Source organism: Paenibacillus sp. BIHB 4019, from assembly GCF_002741035.1.
Classification (GTDB): Bacteria; Bacillota; Bacilli; order Paenibacillales; family Paenibacillaceae; genus Pristimantibacillus.
Window position 1 is genome coordinate 73,592 of record NZ_CP016808.1, and the last position, 22,021, is coordinate 95,612.

At 51.0% G+C, this 22,021-nt stretch carries 19 protein-coding genes; 6 read left to right on the top strand and 13 right to left on the bottom strand.

Annotated elements, in window-relative coordinates; genetic code table 11:
* Positions 1-14 precede the first annotated feature (14 nt).
* Both BBD42_RS00340 and BBD42_RS00345 read right to left on the bottom strand, forming a co-directional pair.
* Entirely contained in the window at positions 15-3,107 is a 3,093-nt protein-coding gene (locus BBD42_RS00340; RefSeq protein ID WP_099516525.1) for an AAA family ATPase, read from the bottom strand.
* Complete coding sequence (locus BBD42_RS00345) at positions 3,104-4,279, bottom strand: exonuclease SbcCD subunit D (protein WP_099516526.1); 1,176 nt, start codon at positions 4,277-4,279, stop codon at positions 3,104-3,106. Before BBD42_RS00345 ends, BBD42_RS00340 begins: the two co-directional genes overlap by 4 nt.
* Positions 4,280-4,362: 83 nt before the next feature.
* On the opposite strand from BBD42_RS00345, the gene BBD42_RS00350 reads away from it, so the two are divergent.
* The gene (locus tag BBD42_RS00350; RefSeq protein ID WP_099516527.1) at positions 4,363-5,661 is read left to right on the top strand and encodes an amidohydrolase; all 1,299 of its coding nucleotides are present in this window, start codon (positions 4,363-4,365) and stop codon (positions 5,659-5,661) included.
* 348 nt (positions 5,662-6,009) lie between these two features.
* Here the strand turns inward: BBD42_RS00350 and BBD42_RS00355 are convergent, their stop codons facing one another.
* Positions 6,010-8,172, bottom strand: coding sequence for a rhamnogalacturonan lyase (locus BBD42_RS00355; protein WP_172455343.1), 2,163 nt, complete (start codon positions 8,170-8,172; stop codon positions 6,010-6,012).
* 488 nt (positions 8,173-8,660) lie between these two features.
* Here BBD42_RS00355 and yhbH point away from each other — a divergent pair, with 488 nt between their 5' ends.
* Positions 8,661-9,812 (top strand): sporulation protein YhbH, encoded by a 1,152-nt coding sequence (gene yhbH, locus BBD42_RS00360; RefSeq protein WP_099516528.1) that lies wholly within the window; start codon positions 8,661-8,663, stop codon positions 9,810-9,812.
* Between the two features lie 177 nt (positions 9,813-9,989).
* Here the strand turns inward: yhbH and cysC are convergent, their stop codons facing one another.
* The 3 genes from cysC to BBD42_RS00375 all read right to left on the bottom strand — a co-directional run bounded on the left by cysC (position 9,990) and on the right by BBD42_RS00375 (position 12,593).
* Positions 9,990-10,604: an adenylyl-sulfate kinase gene (gene cysC / locus BBD42_RS00365; protein WP_099516529.1), complete on the bottom strand. Its 615-nt coding sequence runs from the start codon at positions 10,602-10,604 to the stop codon at positions 9,990-9,992.
* Between the two features lie 12 nt (positions 10,605-10,616).
* The gene (locus BBD42_RS00370) at positions 10,617-11,456 is read right to left on the bottom strand and encodes an alpha/beta hydrolase family protein (protein WP_237163308.1); all 840 of its coding nucleotides are present in this window, start codon (positions 11,454-11,456) and stop codon (positions 10,617-10,619) included.
* A gap of 99 nt (positions 11,457-11,555) precedes the next feature.
* Entirely contained in the window at positions 11,556-12,593 is a 1,038-nt protein-coding gene (locus tag BBD42_RS00375) for a glycoside hydrolase family 53 protein (RefSeq protein WP_099516530.1), read from the bottom strand.
* Positions 12,594-13,015: 422 nt separating this feature from the next.
* Between BBD42_RS00375 and glsA the strand changes: the two genes are divergently transcribed.
* Genes glsA through BBD42_RS00390 form a run of 3 tightly spaced genes read left to right on the top strand, consistent with a single transcriptional unit; the run spans position 13,016 to position 15,301 of the window.
* Positions 13,016-13,933 carry a glutaminase A gene (glsA, locus tag BBD42_RS00380; protein WP_481855998.1) on the top strand — a complete coding sequence of 306 codons (918 nt, stop codon included), beginning with the start codon at positions 13,016-13,018 and terminating at the stop codon, positions 13,931-13,933.
* 17 nt (positions 13,934-13,950) lie between these two features.
* Positions 13,951-14,352 (top strand): DUF4265 domain-containing protein, encoded by a 402-nt coding sequence (locus BBD42_RS00385; RefSeq protein ID WP_099516532.1) that lies wholly within the window; start codon positions 13,951-13,953, stop codon positions 14,350-14,352.
* Between the two features lie 13 nt (positions 14,353-14,365).
* The gene (locus BBD42_RS00390; protein WP_099516533.1) at positions 14,366-15,301 is read left to right on the top strand and encodes a dipeptidase; all 936 of its coding nucleotides are present in this window, start codon (positions 14,366-14,368) and stop codon (positions 15,299-15,301) included.
* Between the two features lie 473 nt (positions 15,302-15,774).
* On the opposite strand, the gene BBD42_RS00395 is transcribed toward BBD42_RS00390, so the two are convergent.
* From BBD42_RS00395 to BBD42_RS00420, 5 genes are all read right to left on the bottom strand, one after another.
* Complete coding sequence (locus tag BBD42_RS00395; RefSeq protein ID WP_099516534.1) at positions 15,775-16,944, bottom strand: copper amine oxidase N-terminal domain-containing protein; 1,170 nt, start codon at positions 16,942-16,944, stop codon at positions 15,775-15,777.
* Between the two features lie 38 nt (positions 16,945-16,982).
* A complete protein-coding gene (locus tag BBD42_RS00400) occupies positions 16,983-17,648 on the bottom strand; it encodes a hypothetical protein (RefSeq protein ID WP_237163309.1) in 666 nt (221 codons plus the stop codon).
* A 284-nt stretch (positions 17,649-17,932) separates the two neighbouring features.
* Positions 17,933-19,174 carry an MFS transporter gene (locus tag BBD42_RS31655; protein WP_172455344.1) on the bottom strand — a complete coding sequence of 414 codons (1,242 nt, stop codon included), beginning with the start codon at positions 19,172-19,174 and terminating at the stop codon, positions 17,933-17,935.
* 57 nt (positions 19,175-19,231) lie between these two features.
* Complete coding sequence (locus BBD42_RS00415) at positions 19,232-19,789, bottom strand: SLOG family protein (RefSeq protein ID WP_056039706.1); 558 nt, start codon at positions 19,787-19,789, stop codon at positions 19,232-19,234.
* Positions 19,786-20,568, bottom strand: a complete 783-nt coding sequence (locus BBD42_RS00420; protein ID WP_099516536.1) for an RNA ligase family protein — start codon at positions 20,566-20,568, stop codon at positions 19,786-19,788. The genes BBD42_RS00415 and BBD42_RS00420 overlap by 4 nt, the downstream gene beginning before the upstream one ends.
* A 116-nt stretch (positions 20,569-20,684) precedes the next feature.
* On the opposite strand from BBD42_RS00420, the gene BBD42_RS00425 reads away from it, so the two are divergent.
* Positions 20,685-20,897: a hypothetical protein gene (locus BBD42_RS00425; RefSeq protein WP_150131489.1), complete on the top strand. Its 213-nt coding sequence runs from the start codon at positions 20,685-20,687 to the stop codon at positions 20,895-20,897.
* A 226-nt stretch (positions 20,898-21,123) separates the two neighbouring features.
* On the opposite strand, the gene BBD42_RS00430 is transcribed toward BBD42_RS00425, so the two are convergent.
* Entirely contained in the window at positions 21,124-21,312 is a 189-nt protein-coding gene (locus tag BBD42_RS00430) for a CsbD family protein (RefSeq protein ID WP_099516538.1), read from the bottom strand.
* Positions 21,313-21,401: 89 nt separating this feature from the next.
* Positions 21,402-21,986 carry a GerMN domain-containing protein gene (locus tag BBD42_RS00435; RefSeq protein WP_099516539.1) on the bottom strand — a complete coding sequence of 195 codons (585 nt, stop codon included), beginning with the start codon at positions 21,984-21,986 and terminating at the stop codon, positions 21,402-21,404.
* Positions 21,987-22,021 lie beyond the last annotated feature (35 nt).

Sequence of the window (22,021 nt, forward strand, 5' to 3'; positions counted from 1 at the left end):
CCTGTCTTTTTCTATTAACGGACCGTTACGGCCGTGCGGCTGTAGCCTTCCTTCGTCTTATGAACTTCAAGGCAGGCCGGAAAAGCCTGCTTGAGCTCCTGCACATGCGAAATGACGCCAATCATGCGGCCGGCGCGCTGCAAATCGACCAAGGCTTCAATCGCCTTGTTCAGCGCCTCCTCATCCAATGAGCCAAACCCTTCGTCAATAAACATCATTTCAATTGAAATTCCGCCTTGATGTGCCTGAATAACATCGGTCATCCCTAAAGCAAGGCAGAGTGACGCATTAAACTTTTCCCCGCCGGACATCGTTTTCACATCGCGATTTTGCCCTGTATAAGCATCGTATACGTCCAGTCCAAGGCCGCTTTGCTTCCCTCTGACCTCCAAACGGTCGCTGCGCTGCAGCATAAACTGCCCGCCCGAGAGCCGCTGCAGCCGCACATTTGCTGCCTGCAAAATTTGCTCCAAAAATTCAATCAATATATAACGTTCAAAGGAAATTTTAAGTGCATTGTCGCCTTTGAGCATCTGATAAATATCGAGCACCTGCTCCAGCTCCGCCTCAAGCTGCTTCACGCGCTCGCTCGTTGCTGTGAGCTGACGAATCAGACGAGCAGCCTCCTCGCCATGCCTTGCAGCGGTTTGCAGGGCAGCGACAATCGTCTCCAGCTGCTGCTTAAGCTCCGCGCCTTCTGCATGCAGCTGCTGCATATCCGCAGGCTGCTTTCCTGCCAGCTCCAGCTGCAAATCTGTTACACGGCTCGACAATGCCTGAACGGCAGACTTATACGCGTCCAACTGCTCCTTAAGCGCTTGCCGCTCCTGCGGCGTCTTTGCAGCGGCGCGATAGGCCTCCAATGAATCAAATGCAGCTGTCCTTAGCTCGCCCAGCAGCCGTTCCTGCGCTTCTTCCCTATTTCGCTGCGCTTCTTCAAATTGTTCGCGGGCCTGCACCGCATGAACGGAAGCTTCCGTCTCCTTAAGCTGTGCCTGCTGTAATTGCTTGACAGCAGCCTGCCAGGCATCTGCATGCTGGCGAACTTTCACCTGCTGGGCGGCCAGCGCCCGCTGCAATTGTTCGGGCTCGCGAAGCGACTCTGGGATGCGCTCCAGCTCTCGGGCGAGCAGCGACTCCTTCGCTCCCAGCTCAATTTGCACCTGCTGATACGCCGCTTGCCGCTGTTCTTTATCCCGGATGAGCCGCTCCAGCTCCGCTTCCCGCTTCTCCGCCTGCTCTTTAAGCAGGCGCATTTCTTCATTTTGCTGCAGCAGCCGCTCGGTCTCGTCCTTCAACTGCTTCCACTTCGTACGCAGGTCAGCCTGCTGCTCAGCCAGATGCTCGGCAGAGGCGCCATATTCCGCAAGCTCGGCGGCGCTGCTTTCCCAGCCGGAACGGGCTGCCGCTACTTGCAGCCTTGACGCATGCAGCTCGCGCTCGCAGGCAGCTAGCTGCTCCTTTGCCTGCGCGAGCTGCTCGCGTGAAGGCACGTCGGCGGCCGTTTGTATTTTGCCGGGATGCTCGACGCTGCCGCATACCGGGCAAGGCTTGCCGTCATGTAAATGGGCAGCCAGCAGGCCTGCTTGGCCTTCAATCCATTGCTGCTCCAGTCCGTCATGCCGGGCACGGACGGTCGAAAGCGCCTGTTCCTGGCTCGCTTCCAGCCGATTGAACTCTGCGAGCTCCTGCTCCAGCTTGATTAGCTTGGAGACATATTTGCCCTGCTGCTCGACGCGCCTGAGCTGCTCCTGCTTCGCTTGCAGCTGCTCGCCGTCGCTCTCCATGAGCTTCAGCCGGGAAGCGCTAAGCTGCTTCGCTTCCTTCTCGGCCGCAATAGCTGCCTCTTCCCGCTCCAGCTGGGCCTGGGCCTGCTTCGCCCTTGCCCGCAGCTCCGTCACCGCCTGTCGCTGCACGCCGATCTGCTGCACCGCTGGCGCCAGCTCCTCCAGCCGGCTCAGCTCACGCTCCGCCTCCCGCCGCTCGGGCTCACGCTGCTCCTCGCTCGCATGCCGCTGCTCAGCCGCAGCCAGCGCCTGCTTCGCCGCCTCCGCTTCGCGCTGCTTCGCCTCGCTAGCCTGCTGCTTCGCCTCCGCGTCCTTGCCAGCGCGGCTCGCTTGCTCCTCATAAGGCGTGAGCAGCGCTGCCCGCTCAGCCAATTGCAGCTCGCGCCCCTTTGCTTCCTGCGCGGCGCGGCCCAGCTCCAACTGCTCAAGCTTGCTGCGCTCCGTCGCAAGCTCTTCGAACCTTGCGTTCAGCGCGAGCGCGGCGCGCAGCCTCTCTTCCTGCGCATGCAGCTGCTCGTCCATCTGCTGCCGCTGCCCATCGCCTTGCTGCACCAGCTCGCCGTAATAAGCAGCCTCCTGTTCCAAGCTAGCAAGCAGTTGCGCCGCGTTATACACCTCTTGGCTCAGCGTCGCAGCCAGCAAGCTCCCCTCGCGCTGAGGAAGCGCATCGCCCGATTGCTTCATATACATGTCATTGCGCAGCCGCGCTTCCTTAAGCGTTTCATTCAGCTCGCGGTTTTGCTGCTGAAACTTAAGCTCCAGCTTCTCATACAGCTCCGTGCGAAAAATCCGCCGCAAAATCTCTTCTTTATTATCGGTATCTGAAGTAAGCAGCTTGCGAAACTCTCCCTGCGGCAGCATCACAATTTGATTAAATTGCTCTTTCGTAAGGCCAATGATCGACTCCAGCTTGGCATCAACGTCGCGAACTTGAAACCGGTCGACCAGCGGCACAGCTTGTCCATCAACAAGCTCATACAGCTCTGCCTTGCCGCCCGTCTCGCTTTTGTTTGAGCCTTTACGATGCGGAAGCTGGCGAAATACTTGGTATTCCCGCTGGGCAACGGCAAAATGAAACTCAACCGACGTATGCGTATCATCTCCGGCAAAATGGCTCCGCAGCATGCGTGCCTCCGAGCGGTCCTCCCCGCTGGCCGCGCCATAAAGCGCAAAGCAAATCGCATCAAAAATCGAGGTTTTACCCGCTCCCGTACTGCCGGAAATAACGAACAGCCGATGCTCGTCCAGCTGGGCAAAATCAATCGTTTCCGCATCCCGGTACGGGCCGAAAGCGTTCATAATAAGCTTGAGCGGTCTCATGCGCCTCCTCCTTCCTCATGCAGCAGCCGACCGAACACATCGGCGAAGCGCTGCCGTTTACTTTCGCTGAGCGGGCTGCCCTTGACCTCCTGATAGAAGGAAGCAAATAAAGCTACCGGATCAGCTTCGCGGCGGCCAGCCGCCTCGATTGCGCCTTCAGCGAAAGCCTCCGCTTCTGCAAGCAGCACCGCCTCCGGCCTGCGCTCGACATGCAGCGCATTCGGATAAATCGCCCGTACCTTCTCCATCGGAAACAGCACTGGATTTTCATTCAGCAGCGTAACAAATACATAATCCTCGCTCATTGCATGCTGCTCAATTTCCTCCATCGTTCCGGAAACGCGGCGCAAATCGCGCAGCGGCTGGAATAACCGTTTTTCCACAGCTACCGCGCCTTTGCCATCCATCTCCACTACATAATACCCTTTGGCGTGATGCTCCTCGGAAACGGAATATTTAAGCGGCGAACCCGCATATCTGATTTTATCGTCGCTGACATTATGCGCCTGATGCAGGTGGCCGAGCGCCGTATAATGAAATGGCGCAAAATAACTGGCACGCACATGCTCCGCCCCGCCAATAGCCAGCGGACGCTCCGAATCGCTCGTATTCGGCTCCGCCTCGCCGGTTGCCGTAACAAAGGCATGACCGACAAAAACGTGGCGCGCAGCAGGATCAAGCTGAGCTCGCAGCCGGTCCGTCAAAGCTTTCATCGCATCATCATGCGTACGAATGCTCTCATCTTCCAGCGCATAACGCACATATGCAGGATCGGCGTAAGGCACAAGGTGAAAATGCACCTCCCCATGCTCATCGCGGAGAATGACAGGCTTCTGCTCCCGCTTCATTCTTCCCGCAATATGCAGCCCCCGGCTCGCCATCATCGCGGTGCCAAAATCAATCCGATCCGGACTGTCGTGATTGCCAGACACGGCAAGTACCGGCGTTTCAAGCTTAATAACAATATGCTGCAGCACCTCATCGAGCAGCTCTACTGCATCAATGGGCGGAATGGCCCGATCATACAAATCACCAGCAATAATAACGGCATCCGGACGTTCGCGTTCAATATCGGCAATCAATTGCTCCAGCACATAACGCTGGTCTTCTGTCATATAAACACCTTGAACCAGCTTGCCTAAATGCCAGTCTGCGGTATGGAACCATTTCATAATGGCGAAACATCCTTTCTTGCCCTTGACCTTCACGCAGCGTCAACGATTATTCTCCTAAGTATACCAAGGAGGGGACAAAGATGAGAACTCTAATTCAAAACGTTCATATTTTAACGATGAAAAAAAACGAAAAGCTTTTTCACGGGGAGCTGCTGATCGAAAATGACCGTATTGCGGCCATTGGCACGAATTTGCCTGAGGCTAAGGCTCAAGCCAGCAAAATCATCGATGGCAAAGGCATGCTGGCAATGCCTGGCCTCATTAATGCTCACCAGCATACGCCAATGAGCTTGCTGAAAGGTTTTTCCGATGATTGCAAGCTGATGGAGTGGCTGGAGCATAAAATGCTTCCTGCCGAGGCGCGGATGACGCCTGAGGATATTTATTGGGGAGCCAAGCTGGCCATGGCGGAAATGATTAAATCAGGCACCACGGCGTTTGCCGATATGTATGTGCACATGAACGAAATTGCTGCTGCTGTCTTGGAAACAGGAATGCGCGCCTCCTTAACGCGGGGACTTGTATTTATGCAAAATGACGGCGGCAAACGGCTAACCGAAGCACTCGATCTCATTGACCGCTGGCATGGCCAGGCCGACGGGCGAATTACGACGATGTTCGGCCCCCACGCCCCCTATACTTGCCCGCCCGAACCGCTAGCAGAAATCATTACGCTCGCTGCCGAAAAAGATTTGCCTATCCATATTCATTTGGCGGAAACGGTAGAGGAAGTCGCCAAGATCAAAGAAAAATACAATTGCTCGCCAACCGCTTACTTGCACAATCTTGGGTTATTCACCGAGGCCCATGCTTTGCTTGCCCATGGCGTCCATCTTACGCATGGCGATATTCATCTGCTTAGAGGCATGAAAGGCGGCGTTGCCCACAATCCAGTCAGCAATTTAAAGCTGGGCTGCGGCATTGCTCCGGTGGCAGCGCTTATCGAGGCTGGCGTTACGGTTGGTCTGGGCACGGACGGATCAGGCAGCGCTTCGACCGTTGACATGTTTGAGGGGATTAAGGCGGCGGCCTGGATGCAAAAAATGGCGGCAGGCGACCCATCCGTTTTCCCGGCCCGTCAGGTGCTGGAAATGGCAACGGCTGAAAGCGCCAAGCTATTGCGCCTTGATCAGGAGATAGGAACGCTTGAGGCTGGCAAAAAAGCCGACCTTATTTTAGTCAATATGAATAAGCCCCATTTGCAGCCTGTCCATAATCAGGAATCGCTGCTCGCCTACGCTGTGAATGGCAGCGATGTTGATACAACCATCGTCAATGGCAAGCTCTTGATGCAAGGGCGCGAGCTGATGACCATAGACGAGGAGGAACTGCTTAAGCAGGCGGTGATTCGGGCTCGGAGAATCGTGGATGGTATTTAGGGCAGCAAGCATTTGGCAGTGCGGTTGCTTTTTTCGCAGTCTGCCGCGCATGCGCATGCCTGCTGCCGCAGAGTGGCCGCTCTATTTCGTCACAGTGTTCAATAGGGCTAATCTGCCACTCGGGTGATGCGGTTTCTGCTTCTTATGTCCGTTATCCCCTTAGCTCAGAAAAGCCGCTTGAACGGCCCAATCCGGCATCACGCCTGATCAAATCGTCCAAACAGCTCCCCAAGCTTCCTTCAAATAAAAGGGTTACTTATTACTTTTCTTTACGCTGCTAATCTATAAAATGTTTTGGAAAGACTCCGATCTCCATGTTTCTGAGCTAAGGGGATAATACCCCAAGCTCTATAAAATAGGAGCAGCTTGTCCAAGCAGGGCGCGCATTGCTGCACCTGGAGCAGCTTGAGCGGCTGCACTTGGATCAACTGGGCCCGTTGGCACACTATTGTCTGGCAGCTGCTCAGGAGCGGGCGTCGTTTCCGGCTCTGGCTGAGGGTCTGTTTCCAGCCCCGTTTGCGGAGCTGGCTCCTGCTCAGGGGCAGCCGCTGCCTCTTCCAAAGCAGCCTGCTCTGCAAGCAAAGCATTGGCAGTGCCTACTTCTGTAAACGATGCCTGTGGCAGCGTCGTGTACATGCTTGGCGCAGGTGGCGTGCTCATGCCATCTCCGAGGAAATAGCTCGTATGCGGCGGCTGGTTGTAAGCTACATTTTGCCAGGCCACAGCAAGGCGGTATACCGCATCATGCATTAGCGTGTAGAGACGATATGCCGTGACATCTGTCGTCGTATACAAGCGCAGCTTGGTGCTGTCCTCTGTGCGCCACAATACTTCCTCGCGCCAATCGCCAATCAGATCAGCCTGCAAGCTTGGCGTGCCTTTTGTCGAATTGTTTGAGTAAGTTCCTGTTGCCGTCAGCAGGCGGCTTACTGCACCGGTATTGTAATTCCATTTTTCAATTTTGCCGACGCCAACCCCAGCGCTTCCTGACCATACATGATCAAGCAGCTCGCGCAGCAGGTCGCCGTCCCACCAAATGCCGAAATTTTGCGAGGATGGAGGCGTGCTGGAAATGAGCTGCCCCGTAATCGTCCTCAGCCCTACACCGCTGCCAGCCCAAACCTCAGCTCCCGGGTAACGAGGATCGATGTCGGCCGCCATGCCGCGTCCCGTATCAGTCCCCGTATAGACACCCCATAAAATTTGACCAGTAGCCGCATCATGTACTTGGGCGCCATAAGGCTTGCTCGTATCCTCATTTACTTTGAATACCTCAAAGCCGGCCCGATTCGGGTTCAAATCGCTGACATGCATTGCATCGCCATGCCCCATATTTGTGTTATAGAGCTTCTGGCCATTATCATCGACCGTCATTGCGCCGAAAATAATTTCATCTTTGCCGTCATTGTCTACATCCGCCACACTAAGGCTGTGATTGCCTTGCCCCGCATAGGCCGAATTGCCGGAAGTATTCGTATCAAACGTCCAGCGGCTCGTTAGCGAGCCATTGCGGAAGTCAAACGCGGCAATGACTGTTCTCGTATAATAGCCGCGTGACATGACGATGCTTGGCCTAACGCCGTCCAAATAAGCAACGCCAGCTAGGAAGCGGTCGACACGGTTGCCGTAACTGTCTCCCCAGCTTGATACAGTGCCTCTTGCCGGCACATAATTTGTAGTCGCAAGCGCTGCTCCCGTCTGCCCTGAAAAAACAGTCAAATATTCCGGTCCTGACAGCACATATCCTGAAGAATTGCGGTAATCGGCAGTCGAACTGCCTATGACTTGCCCTATTCCATCTACGGTGCCGTCCGCTGTTTTGATGACCACCTCGCCTTTGCCGTCGCCGTCAAAATCATAGACGAGAAATTGCGAATAATGGGCGCCTGCACGAATGTTTTTGCCCATATTGATGCGCCACAGCTTCTGGCCATTCATTTTGTAGGCATCAAAAATAACATTGCCCGTATACCCCGATTGGGAGTTATCCTTGGAATTGGACGGGTCCCATTTGAGGACGATTTCGTATTCGCCATCTCCGTCAAGGTCGGCTACGCTCGCATCATTTGCGCTGTAGGTGTAGCTTTCACCGCTCGGTGTTGTTCCGCCAGCAGGCTTGTCCAGCGGAATATCTTTATAATTGTTCGCCCATACCGATACGGTATTGGAGGCTGGACGTTCAACACCGTTTACAACGGCGCGAACATAATAGGTAGAGGAGCTGCTTCCACTAGCATCAAGTAGATTCGTACTTGTCGTAATGACGCTGCTGTTGACCTTCGTTCCATTGCGATAAACGTTAAAGCCCGTATTTGCTGCCTCGCCGCCGAGCAGCCGCCAGCTGACAAATACGCCTCCGCTTACTTTTACCGCAACGACTCCTCTCGTTAATGCTTCCATCTGCCTTGGGGCGGCAGCACTGACCTTCGGATCAACAACAATAGCCGGAATGACCAGCAAAGCAGCAACAGCGAGCATAACCGTTTTGCGAAATACGTTTTTAAAGTTCATCTCTTCTTATTCATCTCCTTTTCGCGAATGATATTTTATCAACACCCAAAAATGAAAGCGCTACCAAATTATTCGAAAAATAAAGCTGCTTCCTGTCTTGAATTCTCATGATTACGAACCGTTAGCCTTTCGGAAGGGCATCCACCTCCTTGATAAATCATACGTTTTTATGAATCAAAACCATAATTTGGAATCGCTTTCATTGTCGATGATAGACTGTGTTCCGACATTTTACTACTTAAAAAACAGAGTTTTTTGTTAAAAAAACCGAGATTCATTCGATTAATTAGCTAGAATCAGATCGCTTTTGACTCACATATCCGCCCCAGACTTGAATATATTGAATAACAAGGTGAAACGGCTATCGCCGTCCTTTGGCAGCAAGGCACGTTTCACTCCGAGAAATATAATTCTTATATTTCAACGAAAAATGAGATCCCCTGGCCCTGACCCAGCTAATATTGATGAAAGATGGGAGTGTAACGCTCATGGCAGAACCGTTATTTATCGTGTCACAAGAGGATTGGTCCTTGCATCGCAAAGGTTACGAAGATCAAGCCCGGCACCAGGAAAAAGTAAGAGAAGCTGTTCGGCAAAATCTCCCCGATATTGTAACCGATGAAAGCATTGTATTATCCGATGGCAAGCAGACGGTGAAAATACCGATTAAAAGTATTGATGAATCCCATTTCGTCTACAATTACAACAAGAAGCAGCATGTTGGACAAGGCGATGGCGATTCACAGGTAGGGGATGTGCTCGGCGTTGATCCTCAGGCGGCCAAAGGTCCAGGCAAAGGACAGGGCGCAGGCGATCAGCCGGGCGAAGACTATGTGGAGGCCGAAATTAGCATTGACCAGCTGGAGGATATGCTTTTCGAGGAGCTGGAGCTTCCTAATCTGGAGCAAAAACAGAAGGATGTTATGGAAACAACCGAGGTCGTCTTTCACGACATCCGCAAAAAAGGCATCATGTCCAACATCGACAAAAAACGGACGCTCATTCAAAATTTGAAGCGCAATGCCAATGAAGGACGTTCAGGAATTGGCGGCATCTCGCCGGATGATTTGCGTTTTAAAACGTGGAATGAGGTTGTGAAGCCCCAATCCAATGCCGTCGTATTGGCGCTCATGGATACTTCAGGCTCTATGGGGTCTTTCGAAAAATATTGCGCCAGAAGCTTCTTCTTCTGGATGACTCGTTTCCTGCGCAGGAAATACCAGCATGTCGAGATGGTATTCGTCGCGCATCATACCGAGGCGAAGGAAGTGACCGAGGAGGAGTTTTTCACTCGGGGCGAAAGCGGCGGCACCATCTGCTCCTCTGCCTACCAGAAAGCGCTTGATATTATCGACAGCCGTTATCCGTCTGCTAACTGGAATATTTATCCCTTCCACTTTTCCGATGGCGATAATTTGACCTCCGACAACGAGAAATGCGTGAAGCTCATCGACAAGCTGCTCGAACGCGCCAATCTGTTCGGCTACGGCGAGGTTAATCAATATAATCGCAGCAGCACCTTAATGTCAGCATATAAAAACATAAGCAATAAAAAATTTATGTATTCGATTATAAAAGATAAAGGCGAAGTGTATAAGGCGCTGAAAACCTTTTTCTCCAAGCCCGCAAGCGGCGCTTAGTAGCAAGCACTAGGCTTCGTGCTGCAGGCATCTAGCTCAAGGAAGTCGATGCTCAAGCAAAGCGAGCCAAACGTAAAAAGCTTCCTCTTCGAGCGTTCCCGAAGAAGAAGCTTTTTGCATCATTTACATCGTGTTTTGGCGCTGCATTAGTATAAGCTTTCTTATGCCAACCGCCTGCTAAATCTGCTCGGATAATATACCTCGCTGCTGCAAGCAGCGGATAACGGACTCAGCCGCTGCATCCGCATCTCCTTCGCCAGAAAACAGCTCCAGCTCTGGAGCTAGCGGCTTCTCATATGGAGCAGATATGCCCGTGAACAGCGGAATTTCTCCTCGCCGCGCCTTGCTGTACAGCCCCTTCGGATCACGCTGCTCGCATATTGCAAGCGGACAATTCACGTATACCTCCACATAGGGAAGCGGAGCTGCTATCGCTCTTGCCAGTGCGCGATCCGCCACAAGCGGCGAGACAAGCGCCGCAATGGCGATGCCTTCACTGCTGGCAAACAGCTTGGCTACCTCCGCGGTGCGCCGCACATTTTCACGGCGATCCTCTGCACTAAAGCCAAGATCGCGGTTTAGCCCATGCCGCAAATTATCGCCATCCAGCACCGTCGTTCGCACACCGCCAGCTTGAAGCTGCCTTTGAAGCGAAGCAGCGATAGAAGATTTTCCCGATGCAGGCAGCCCTGTTAACCATACGATACAGCTGGAATAGGCCAATTGGCCAGACTGCTGAAATCCGTTAAGCTCATACGATTGCCACTGTACATTCGGGGATTTTTGATCCATTCGGCACTCCCCCTACTTTAGACGCCCATTTAGAAAAAGCGCCGTCAGCCGAAGCGCTTCCTCCAAATCCGCAGTCGTGGAGGCAAAAGGATGCTTCGATCCAAAGGTGTGATCCGCTCCTTCCAGCGTAATGAACGTATGCTGCGGCGCAGCCAAGCGCATTTGTTCGTAGCCTGATACAAGACGCTCCGAATCTTGATCCCCCTGTATGAGCAGTGCTGGAACCGCAAGGGAGCCCAGCACCTGTTTAATATTAAACGCTGCTGCATTGCGCTCCAGGTCTTCAAAAAATACTGGCGATATCGGCATTTGCTGCTTCGTGCGCATGTTGGGCACATAACCGACGCCGCTGCTCAGCACCTCCTGCCGAAACGCCTCCGTAAAGAGATTCACGTCGGCTATGCCATTCCATGTCACGACTGCCTGAAGCTGCGGGTATCTCGCAGCGGCCAAAATACTATTTCCGCCGCCACGGCTATGTCCAAGCAGGGCAATCCGGGCCGTATCCAGCTCCTCGGCAAAAGGAAGCTTCGCTTCCAGCAGATGAGCGATGATGGTATCAAGATCCAGCTGTTCACGGGAATACGTGTTAACCGCAAATTTATCCAGCTCGTCAAAGTCCGTTTCCCCTACGCCATTGCAGCTGAAATTAAAGGAAATGACAGCGAAGCCAAGCCTTGCAAGCTGCTCGCAGGCATAGGGCATAAATCCCCAATCTTTAAACCCTTTGAAGCCATGGGCCACGATAACAACCGGCTTCTTCCCCGGTTCGCCTGACACTCGAACGTCCCCTCGCAGCTTCAGGTTTGATTCCAAATCAATGGTAAAAGGTTTGCTATTTACGGCTTCCACCTACAAACTCCCCCGTTTCTCCAAATAGATTCGTCCTGCTTTCTATTATAAGTGAAGGAACAGGGGAATGAATAGCCGGGCTGCTTTAACGCAAGCTTGTTAGTTCAAGAAACCTTCCAATGCAATTGTCGGCTGGCCGTTTGCCTGCCAAGCGCCTTTATTATAACCGCCATTGTAGCCCGGAGGCGCCTCTGGCTCCCAATAAAAGACGCCTAGCCCCTTGCCGCCAGAAATGTTGCGAACCTTCGTTTTAATCGCGGACACGAAGCTCTTCGTAGCGGCCGGCTGATTATATTCAAGGCCAATTTCAGAAACAATAACCGGCTTGCCGTACCGGGCAATCATATCATTGGCATTGCTAATCGTCTGGTCAACCTTGGCCGACCAATCCGTAGCCGATGGATACAGCGACATGCCGATAATATCAAAGGTAGCGCCATTGCTGATTAGCCCCCCGATATTCCAAACGAATAAAGCATTATCATTGCCGCCTGCCAAATGAACAATCGTCTTCGTTCCGGAAGAGATTGATTTTACTGCATTGTTCCCGGTATTGACCAGCCATGCATAGTTTTGCATGCTGACAGTCGCTTTGCCGTCATTCCACAGCATGCCATTGTTCGTCTCATTGCCGATCTGCACCCAATCCGGCGTCACGCCCTTCGCCTGCATCGCCGTCATTACCGCCCGCGTATGGTTCCATACCGCGTCCATCAACTGCTGGAACGTGTAACTATTCCAGGCAGCGGGCTTTGTTTGTTGGCCTGGATCAGCCCACGAATCGCTGTAATGCAGCGTCAGCATAATGCTCATGCCGGCATTTTTAGCCCGCTGTGCAAGAGTAGCGGCCCGGTTCATATCCAAGTAACCGTTTGCATAATTGCTCGAGGGATTTACGAATACGCGAATACGCACCGAATTAATCTGATAGTCATCCTTTAAAATTTGTATGATATCCTTGGTCGTGCCGTTTTTGTCCTTCCAGGTGTAGCCTTGTGCTTCAAGACCGGGAACCCAGCTAATATCCGTCCCTTTCGCAAAAGCAGGAGCCGCCTCGGCCTGATTAAGCGGCAGCTGTACAGTAATAAGAGCGACAATCATCATAGCAAAAACGAGCAGCCTTAGTCTTTTTTTCATTTTCAACATTCCCTCTTCCTTTAATAGTTTGCCAGACTTTGCGCCGATTGGGCGCACAACCAATGATGTATCCGCTTACATAAATAGGTTTCAACAAACGTCCCCTAGCAGCGACAGGCTTTCAAGCTTATGGTGAAGAAGCATCAGCAGCGTGTGCAAATGGGGGGACTGCCGATTCCTTCACCACATCTTTTCCATCGATTACTACGGGATACGCTTATGATTATAAATTCCCTTCACGCAGAAAAACAGGATACAATGTGAATATATTGGATGATTTTACAACATTTCCTCTTCTTCTCCCTTCTGATCACTGTGCTTTAGCCTGATGCGTTTCACTACCAAAATGTATTATAATAGACCCATTCATGCCAAACTGGCGAGCAGGAGGAAATGAATTGACGAATAGCGAGCTTAAACATATGCAAACCCTGCTGCCCGAATGGGTAGAAACGTCCCGCCAGCAGGCTCTTCATGGCAAAGTGGCCTCCTACATACCTGAGCTTGCAAAATCCCCCAAGGACGCCTTGGGCATTCATATTGTGGGTGCAGAAGGTCAAGTAGCATCTGCAGGAGATTGCGGCATATCCTTTACTATGCAAAGCATTTCCAAAGTTTTCACGCTCATTCTGGCGTTAATGGATAATGGCGAGGAAGCGGTTTTCGCCAAGGTTGGCATGGAGCCGACCGGGGACAGCTTCAACTCCATGCTCAAGCTGGAGCTTGTGCAGCCCGGCATTCCCTTCAATCCGCTGATCAATGCTGGAGCGATTGCGATTTCTTCGCTGATTGCCGGAAGCAGCCGGGAGGAGAAATCGGCCCGCGTGCTCGATTTTTTCCGCAATCTCTCAGGCAATATCACGCTGGATTATGATAACGAGGTGTATCTCTCAGAAGCCAAAACGGCAAATTTGAATCGGTCGATGGCTTATTTTCTAAAGGATAAGCAGGTGCTGCAGGGGGAAGTCGAGGAAGTGCTCGACGTGTATTTCCGGCACTGCTCGATCAGCGTCACCTGTGCGGATTTGGCTCGCATGGCGCTTGTGATGGCGCATAACGGTACCGACCCCGTTACCGGAACCGAGCTGATCCCACGGCGTTACGTGCAAATCGCCAAAACCTTTATGATTACTTGCGGCATGTACAACGCCTCAGGCGAATTCGCAATTCAAGTTGGTTTGCCGGCCAAAAGCGGCGTATCCGGCGGCATTTTGGCAATCGTTCCCGGTCGTTATGGCATCGGCGTCGTCGGGCCATCCCTGCATCGCAAAGGCAACAGCATAGCAGGTGTCCATTTGCTGGAAACGTTGTCTCGAACGTTTGACCTTAGCTTATTTTAACGAAGAAGGTGCCCATTATGAATCCATCTGTTGAGCTTGGCATTTCCTTTCATTCCTCCGGGCAGGAGATTGAAATGCTCAAGGTAACGCCGATTGACGATCAGCGCTACCGCATTGAAGAAAATCCATTATTTACGGAAATGGTATCATTCGGTGATATTGTCAAGCTGGAGCAGCAAGGCAACATTTATTTTTATAAAGAGACCGTCCGCAAATCCCGCTTAAGAAGATATTCCTGGCTGCTCAGTCAGGACGTTGCTTCATCCGAGGAGCTTGCCGCTTTCAAAAATCGCGTCGCCGACAGCGGCGGCAACTGGGAAACGATTTTTGGAGGCATGCTCATTATTAATGTCCCGAGCCATATTGACTTTGATCCCGATGTGGAAATTAACAATATTACGGTGAGCAAGGACCGATAAGGGGTATGCGCCAATGAACATTATCGATTTGCACTGCGATGCTTTAATGAAGCTGGGGGAGAAGAAAGGCAGCCTTTCCTTCAACGATGCGCCTGAGCTGGATACGAACAAGCAGCGCCTGCTTACTGGAGGCGTCAAAGTACAAGGCTTCGCCATTTTCGTCATGCCGAACTTGACTGATCAAGAGAAGTTTCAATCGGCGCTCGACCAGGTGCATTTTTTTTACGAGGAAGTATTAGGGAAAAATCCAGACATGAAGCACATCAAGGAATGGAAGGATATCGGCAAGCTGGCCGAGCACGAGATTGGTGCTTTTCTGACGCTTGAAGGCGTTGATCCGGTCGGCAATGACTTGCATAAGCTGAATATGTTTCACCGCCTTGGCGTGTTGTCAGTTGGCCTGACGTGGAATTTCGCCAATCTTGCTGCTGATGGAGTGCTGGAGCCTCGCGGGGCGGGACTTTCCTCCCTAGGCCGCAAAATGGTACAGTTTCACAATGAGCACCGGATTTTGACCGATGTGAGCCACTTGAATGAGCAGAGCTTCTGGGACGTCGTGGAAACAGCCGATTATTTAATCGCCAGCCACTCGAACGCCAAAGCAGTATTCGATCATCCGCGAGGGTTGTCTGATGCGCAAGCGCAAGCGCTGTTCGCCAAAAAAGCAACCGTTCATGTCGTCTATTATCCTGAGTTTATTAAGCCTGAATCGGAAGGGATTACGACGATCTCCGATCTGATTAAGCATATTGACCATTACTGCGCCATTGGCGGCGTTCATCATGTTGGCCTTGGCTCCGATTTTGACGGCATCAACGCTTACGTGCATAATCTCGAAAACGCCGCAAAAAGCCAAAACCTGATTAATGAGCTGCTTAAGCATTACTCTGAGGAGCAGGTGCGGGGCTTTGCCCATAATAATTTCCTGCGCCGCGTTTCCTCTCTTTAATGCAGCAGACTCTTTTCGAACATATTATAGCTCTCTGAATAAAAGAGCGCAGCAAGCCCCCACCTTCACTGGTGGGGGCTTGCTCGGTGCTTACTATTTTAGAGATGTCAACTTCAAACATCGGGTTATCTTTTCCAAACCCTAGTTACATTTTTAAGATTTATTCCGTTGAAACTAAGTTTATATATATCGGGCATATCCAACTGTCTCCAAAACCCAAAGTCAAACGCAGCGTCAAAGTGGTTCATCGTTTCTACAAGCCCATTTAGAACTTCGTGCGGAATGACCTGTTGCCCCGTTCACTTTATGAATCCTCAAAACCAAACATAGATGCGCTAGCATCCATATTTTAGAAATCAGTAAAAAAAAGACGCCGCAGCACTGCTTTCCTCCCTTGCGGGCAGGCGATACAAACGCTGCGGCGTTTTCTTTTTTCTTTATTCGGCTTAACCTTCTGCTCGCTTGTTCAACGATTATTTGCGTTTCCAGACGGAGCCGTCGGAAAAGGCTACCCTATCGATTTGAATATTTTTCAGCTTAGTCGTGTCTTCATAGCCATATAAGTCCCAAGTATACACTGGGTTTTCTCCACTACCTATACTGCTATTTACAACCTTGCCATAATAGCGGTTCGAATATGGATAACCGCCTTTTACTGGATCGCCATAAGCATCATACGTGCTGAAAGAAAGCTCGAATGAAACTATCTTTTTGGTCGTCAAATTCCAGAGCCTTATATTCGCTTCCGGATAGCCTAATGAATCGTAAGTAATGCTGTAATCAACAACTTTAAACGGAACATTATTATTTTTCTTAAGCTCCTCTTTCAGTTTCTTCTTGTATTCATCTTCCTTCTGTTTGTAGAGGGCTCTCATCTGCTTTTCAATCGTGCCGCCATTGCCATAAAGCTGTTTAGCCAGATTGTAGCTTTTGCTTACTGTTTCTTTTTCTCCAGTCTCTATGCTGTAGATGGCTCTGCCAAAATAGATATAGTTCGTGCCATTCGAATCATAATTTTCGCCAGGCTTTACAGTCGCACTGTTAAAAGCGGCTTTGCCGCGCGCATTCAACGATGCCGTAAAATCATAGGTCTGTACAGCGCCACCGGCATAATAATACTCTTTATAATGAACAACGATTTTTTCCGTGCCTAGATTTTTCACAGCGGAATTCGTAATTTGCAGCGGCAGGCCTGTATAATATTTGCTTTTGCTCGGGTCTACCGTTTTAATGCTGATTTGGTTGCCTTTCGTTTCCATAGAAGCGCCTAGACCATCTGTCAACAGGCGAAGCGGAACCATGGTGCGGCCATTTCGTTCTACAGCAGGCGTTCCCAAAAATATAGAAATGCCATTAACCGTAGCAACGGGCTCATTCAAAATAATCGAAATCGTCATTTCGCCGCTTGAAGCGATGATCCGTTTGTTGCCCTTGTCCCAGCTGAAGGCGAGGCCAAGTGCTTCAATCGTTTCTTTTGCCGATACAAGCGTTGTGCCGTTCTCGCTTATTGGTGCCTGCGCGTAAGCGATTTTCTTGCCGTTTACAAAAACAGTCTGGCTCTCCGCCTTAGCGGCCGAAAGCCCCGTTGGGATTGCCAGCAGCATGACCATAGCCAGCAAAATTGTAATTACTTTCTGTTTCATATTTCAGTCTCCCTCTATTTATATATTTCGTGAAGCGTCTATTCGCTGCGCAACGAGTAGACGTATTCCTTGCCTTCAATCGTAACGATAATATCAATCGGCTTTTTGTCATTGGCCGCTTCCTTAGGCAGCTCAGCGATAAAGTGAACAACTCCCGTTTTTAATGGTTCAATATTCGTTATGTTTGTGTAGGTAAAGTTGCCTCCACCCGACTCTTCAATCGTTGAAAAGCTTTTATACTCGTATTTGCTATCATATTTCACTTGTACATCGGCAAATTCATCTGCGCCTTTGGACGAGCTAAGCAAGCTTTTGAACTTAAGAACGATGTCCAAATAAATATTTTCGGCATCCTTTATCTCATAGTAATTGTAGAAGCTGTCAGGCTTCGGCGGAACGACTTTGGACGTAAACTCTGTCTTCGTGAGCGTAACCTCTGCAAAGTCGGCAATAACGAGCGCTTTTTTCAATTCTAGTACACTGCCTGCGTCAGCGGATGGTTCCGGTGCCGGCTCCGAAGACGCCTCGCTTACCGCAGCAGTATTAGCGGCCTCGGCAAGCTCTGCCTTCAGCTTCTCATTTTCAGCGCTCAATTGGCTAACCTGCTCCTTTAATTGGCTGACCTCAGTAGAAAAGTCCTCCGTTTGGCCGGAGCAGCCAGCCATGACGAGCATAGCGGCAACTGCAAAAATAGCTTTTTTCATTATGGTAAATACCCCCTATCATCTTTAGCTATTAAATTTTCTACATAAAGTGCTAAAATCCTCTAAAATCATTTCATTTTACTGAAAATTCATCATTTATTTTTTCGATCTCTGTCATATTTTATCGAACTTCAATAATTATCTGCTCCATTTATGATTTCAAACTGCCATAACAAATTTACCAAAATAACGGACAGAGGCTTTTAAAAACAAATAAAAAACGTTGCTTCCGCAAGGGGAAACAACGTTTAAGCAACATGTAATCACTCTTTATGCTGATCTACTTACAAGATCAAATCACCGAACAGGCCAAACAACAATAAGTAAGCACAAACCGAAAGAACGATATACGACCACAGCTTCTCCTTTGTCACCTGGCTGGCCACCGATGCGCCGACCAAGGAAATGCCAAGAGTAGACAGCAGTGCCGCAGCCATTACAAAAAGGCCCAGCTTAAAGCTAATAAGCGAAACGACGCCCGCTATTAAAAATCCGGACCCAGAAGCGAGCTGCATCGCTCCAATCGACGTAATGAAAGCTCTGAGTGTTAGACGCTGCGTCGCTCTCCACAAGCTGATTCCCCATAAAGAACCGAGGAAGGCAATCGTCGATATTAGCGACAGCAGCAAGATTTTGCCGAATAGCGCTGCGCTCATGCCGCTTCCCTCACGCAATAGATCGGATACCCCATAGCCGAAAAACAGCTGGATGGCGCTGCCTGTAAGCAGCCCAAACAAGAGGAAACCGATTATCGCACTAACAATGCCGATTATACCGTAGCTCAAATCTTTGGCCGGGTTTAAATTGAGACCCTCCAGCGGATTTTTCAGCAGCTTCAGCAATACTTGCATATCGATCTGCTTAACCGAGCCGGATACATTTTGCAGCAGCTTGTTTGCTGCCCCTGCTGCTGCGCTTTTGGCTGCTGCTCCTGATCCTGCGCCAGCACCAGCACCAGCGCCCGCAGCACCTGCCATTCCGGCAGCTTCATTTCTCACTGATGCAGCCGTTCCAGCTGCCTCATTTCTTGCTGACGCCGCCGTAACAGCTGGCTCAGCATCAACTGCATCGTATTCGCTATTGTCATCGCCGTATGCGTCATATTCCCCATACTCGCCGTAACGTTCCCGTTGCCCCGGCTCTTCCTCCAACCCCTCGCGCTTCTGCAAAGCCGCTTGCTCCCGCGTCGCCTCAAGCAAGCGCGCATCTTCCTCCTGGCGCGCCAATTCCTCCTGCCGTGCTGCTTCCGCACGCCGCAAAATCTCTTCCTGCCTCGCCGCCTCTGACTGGCGGGCAACCTCAGCCTGCCTTGCCGCTTCCGCTAGGCGGGCTGCCTCGGCCCGCTGCGCCGCTTCTTCCCGCGCAGCTTGGGCTGCTGCTTGCGCTGCCGCCAGTGACTGCTGCGACTCCCGCGGCTGGCGGAACACATGCACCGCCTGGCTAGCTGGCTCGCTCTTTTCTAAATCAAACGGCCGCGCCTTTTCCGAATGCTGCTCTTGCTGCTTTTTATCATCCTGATCATCCATCTCTGTATCCTCCTCTTGCTGTCAAGAGCCGCCCTAACGAGAGGCGGCCTTATTATGCTAGTCCATATCCCGATAATTCGCCTCATCCGCAATGCTCTGAATATCATCCGAGCTGATGCTGATGTAGCGATAACCATCGGCCTGCTGCCGGCGGAGCGCACGCTCCTTGAAGTAGCGCGGACTGCCTTCCCCTGCATCCTCATCGTACACGAGCAAAATGCCCTCGGTTTTGCGAAACAGCAGCTCATCCCTCGCCTGCAGCTGCCAAATACCGTCATAAGGCTTATCGCTGACCGACGCATAATAATCGACGCCCTTCAGCACCTGCTCATAATATTCCTTCTTGTCATCCTTCCACTTCTCTTCCGGATTGCTATACGCTGTAATAATAGAAAGCCTGAGCTGCGGGTATTGCGGCTTCAGCGCGATGACAGCTTCACACGCCCATAGATCAACGCCATATTGGCCCGGCGTAATGACCCATTGCAAGCCATCATCAATAAGCGGCAGCAGCTTATTCGTAATCGCCTGCTTAATATAGGCAATGCCTTCATGCTTTTGATTAAAAATGTTCAGCTCATGCGCACGGTAGCCCGACACTAGCAAATTGTTCATGCCTTCGGCGCATTTCTAAAGGTTCGTTCGTAATCCTCGAACCGGATTTTACGAATCATTTTGCGATCAGCCGTTCGTGCAATGATTCCTTCTGACTTTCCGGCTGCATCCATTCCTACACGCGTGACCGCAAAATCGCTAAGAAAGCGGCTCGTCTCCTCCAGCCCGACCGGAAACGCAGCTCCACCCAGCTCAGCCAGCAGCGGCGCAGCGTCGAGGCTCCATCGCTCGATAAATGCTGCTTTCTCCGCCTCTTTATAAAAAGGCTGGCCGCCATGATCGCGCCACTTGGCAATTTGGTCAATCGGCAGTTCCAGCAAATGCTTAAGCTCCTCATGCGTCAGCGAAAACAGATCGAATACCCGGTAGCCTTGGCTGCCGCTGGACGTATAATTTTTGGCCGCCTTTGTTTTTCCGCCATAGCTCTCCTGATATATAACCGTAAGTCCAAGCTTCCCATCCGCCAAGCTGGCCTGCATCCGCTCCGCAATCGGGGTTAGCAAGGCCGCCATATTGCCATAAGGATTGCCAATTCGGTCCCCCTTGGCATACAGCAGCTCCTCTCGTGAGCCAATAACATAGTCCGTCCCGGCTTCATTATGAAGCAAAATCATGCGCGCATTTTCCCCGTCTACTTTTTCATAAACATAAACGGGCTTATCCAAATCGAAGGCCTCGCCTTCGGTTAATGTGTCGTTTAAACGGCCGCGTTCCCCAAGCTGGTGATAGGTGAGGATACTCGGATATTTCGTTAAGGAATTCAGTTTTGTAAAATCCATTATTCATCTCCTGCATCATAATAAGTCTGTTATCCCATCATAATACCATCGTTTCCCGCTCTTGGTTAGTCCGAAGGCAAGTTTGGGTAAGTAAAGAATAAGCGAGAGGAGGGTATATGATGTCTATTCATAATGAAAGGCCGATCGATTTACCAGAGCCGAATCCAGACAAATCGCCGGAAATCATACCGCCGAACCCACCTGAGATTTTGCCCGAGCAGCCCGCGCCCGAAATTATTCCCAGCACTCCAGCGCCCGAGATCGAGCCTGTGCCGGCACCGAATGTCGAAACGGACTTCCCAACCGAAATGCCGCCTGACCACTTTTAAAATAGCGCAAAGCAAGGAGCGTTTGCCGACCTGCACAGCAGCGGCGAACGCTCCTTTACTTCGGTTAGCTATGTATTACTGTACCTTCCCCATTACCTTGCAACGCTTTGCGGGTACGCTCGCCTCCTGCCTGGTCGTTATGCGCCGCAAGAAGCCAGCCTCCACGAATTGTGAAGGCTGGCTTCTTGATGAACGATGCAGCTATAGCCAAGCTTGCACCCGCCATCTACTTGCTGATTTTATTTTTGAGCTCGCCGATTTTTTCTTGGGCGATACCTTTGGCTTTATCCAGCTTGCCTTCTCCTTGCAGCGATTCATTGTTCGTCGCTTTGCCGATCTGGTCTTTAATCTCGCCTTTTACTTGGTTGGCTTTGCCTTTTATTTTATCGCCTAAACCGTTATTTGAAGCTGTCATATGATCATCTCCTCTTTGGTTATATGTCTCTTTACCTCTTAAAAGAGATGATGAAACATAGCGATGCAAACTATCGGTTTACAGCAAGCTTATTTCCCTCTCGTAATGGGATGCTCCAAATCGGCATGTCCCATTAAGCTTTCCAGTTGTTTTCCATCAACGAGCAAATCAATTGTTTTCACCTCTACGAATTGAAATAGCGTCCATGTTAAAGCATCCAAAGCGAGTATTTCACTGCCAGATCCGAGACGCGCCGTGTCAGGCATATGAATGTCGAGCGTGAGCGCTCCGTTTTTAAAATGGACGGATTTCAGCTCGATCTCTTTCGACCAGAGCGGTATCAACTCGGCATTGTCGCTTTGCTGCAAAGCTTTAAAGGCTTCCGTATATTTTTCTACAGGTGTGGCAAAAGAAATCTGCACACCCGCTTTATTCAGCTTTTCCCCCTGAGGGTCTGAGAAAAAAACTTCAATTGTCCGCTTCTTCACTTCCGCAGCAGATACCGGAGCCTCAGCCGTTTGCTGCGGCTCCACGACTGTGACCGCTGTGACCGTCTTGGATTGGGCAGCATCTAAAGTAACCTCTTGCGCCGAATGGGCCGATGACTTGTCCGCACAGCCGGCTGTCGTCATAACGATTAATAGGAGCGCCGCAATAGCAATCTTTGTGTTCATTCAAACTCCACCTCCTTCAGGAATTGAAAGAAACA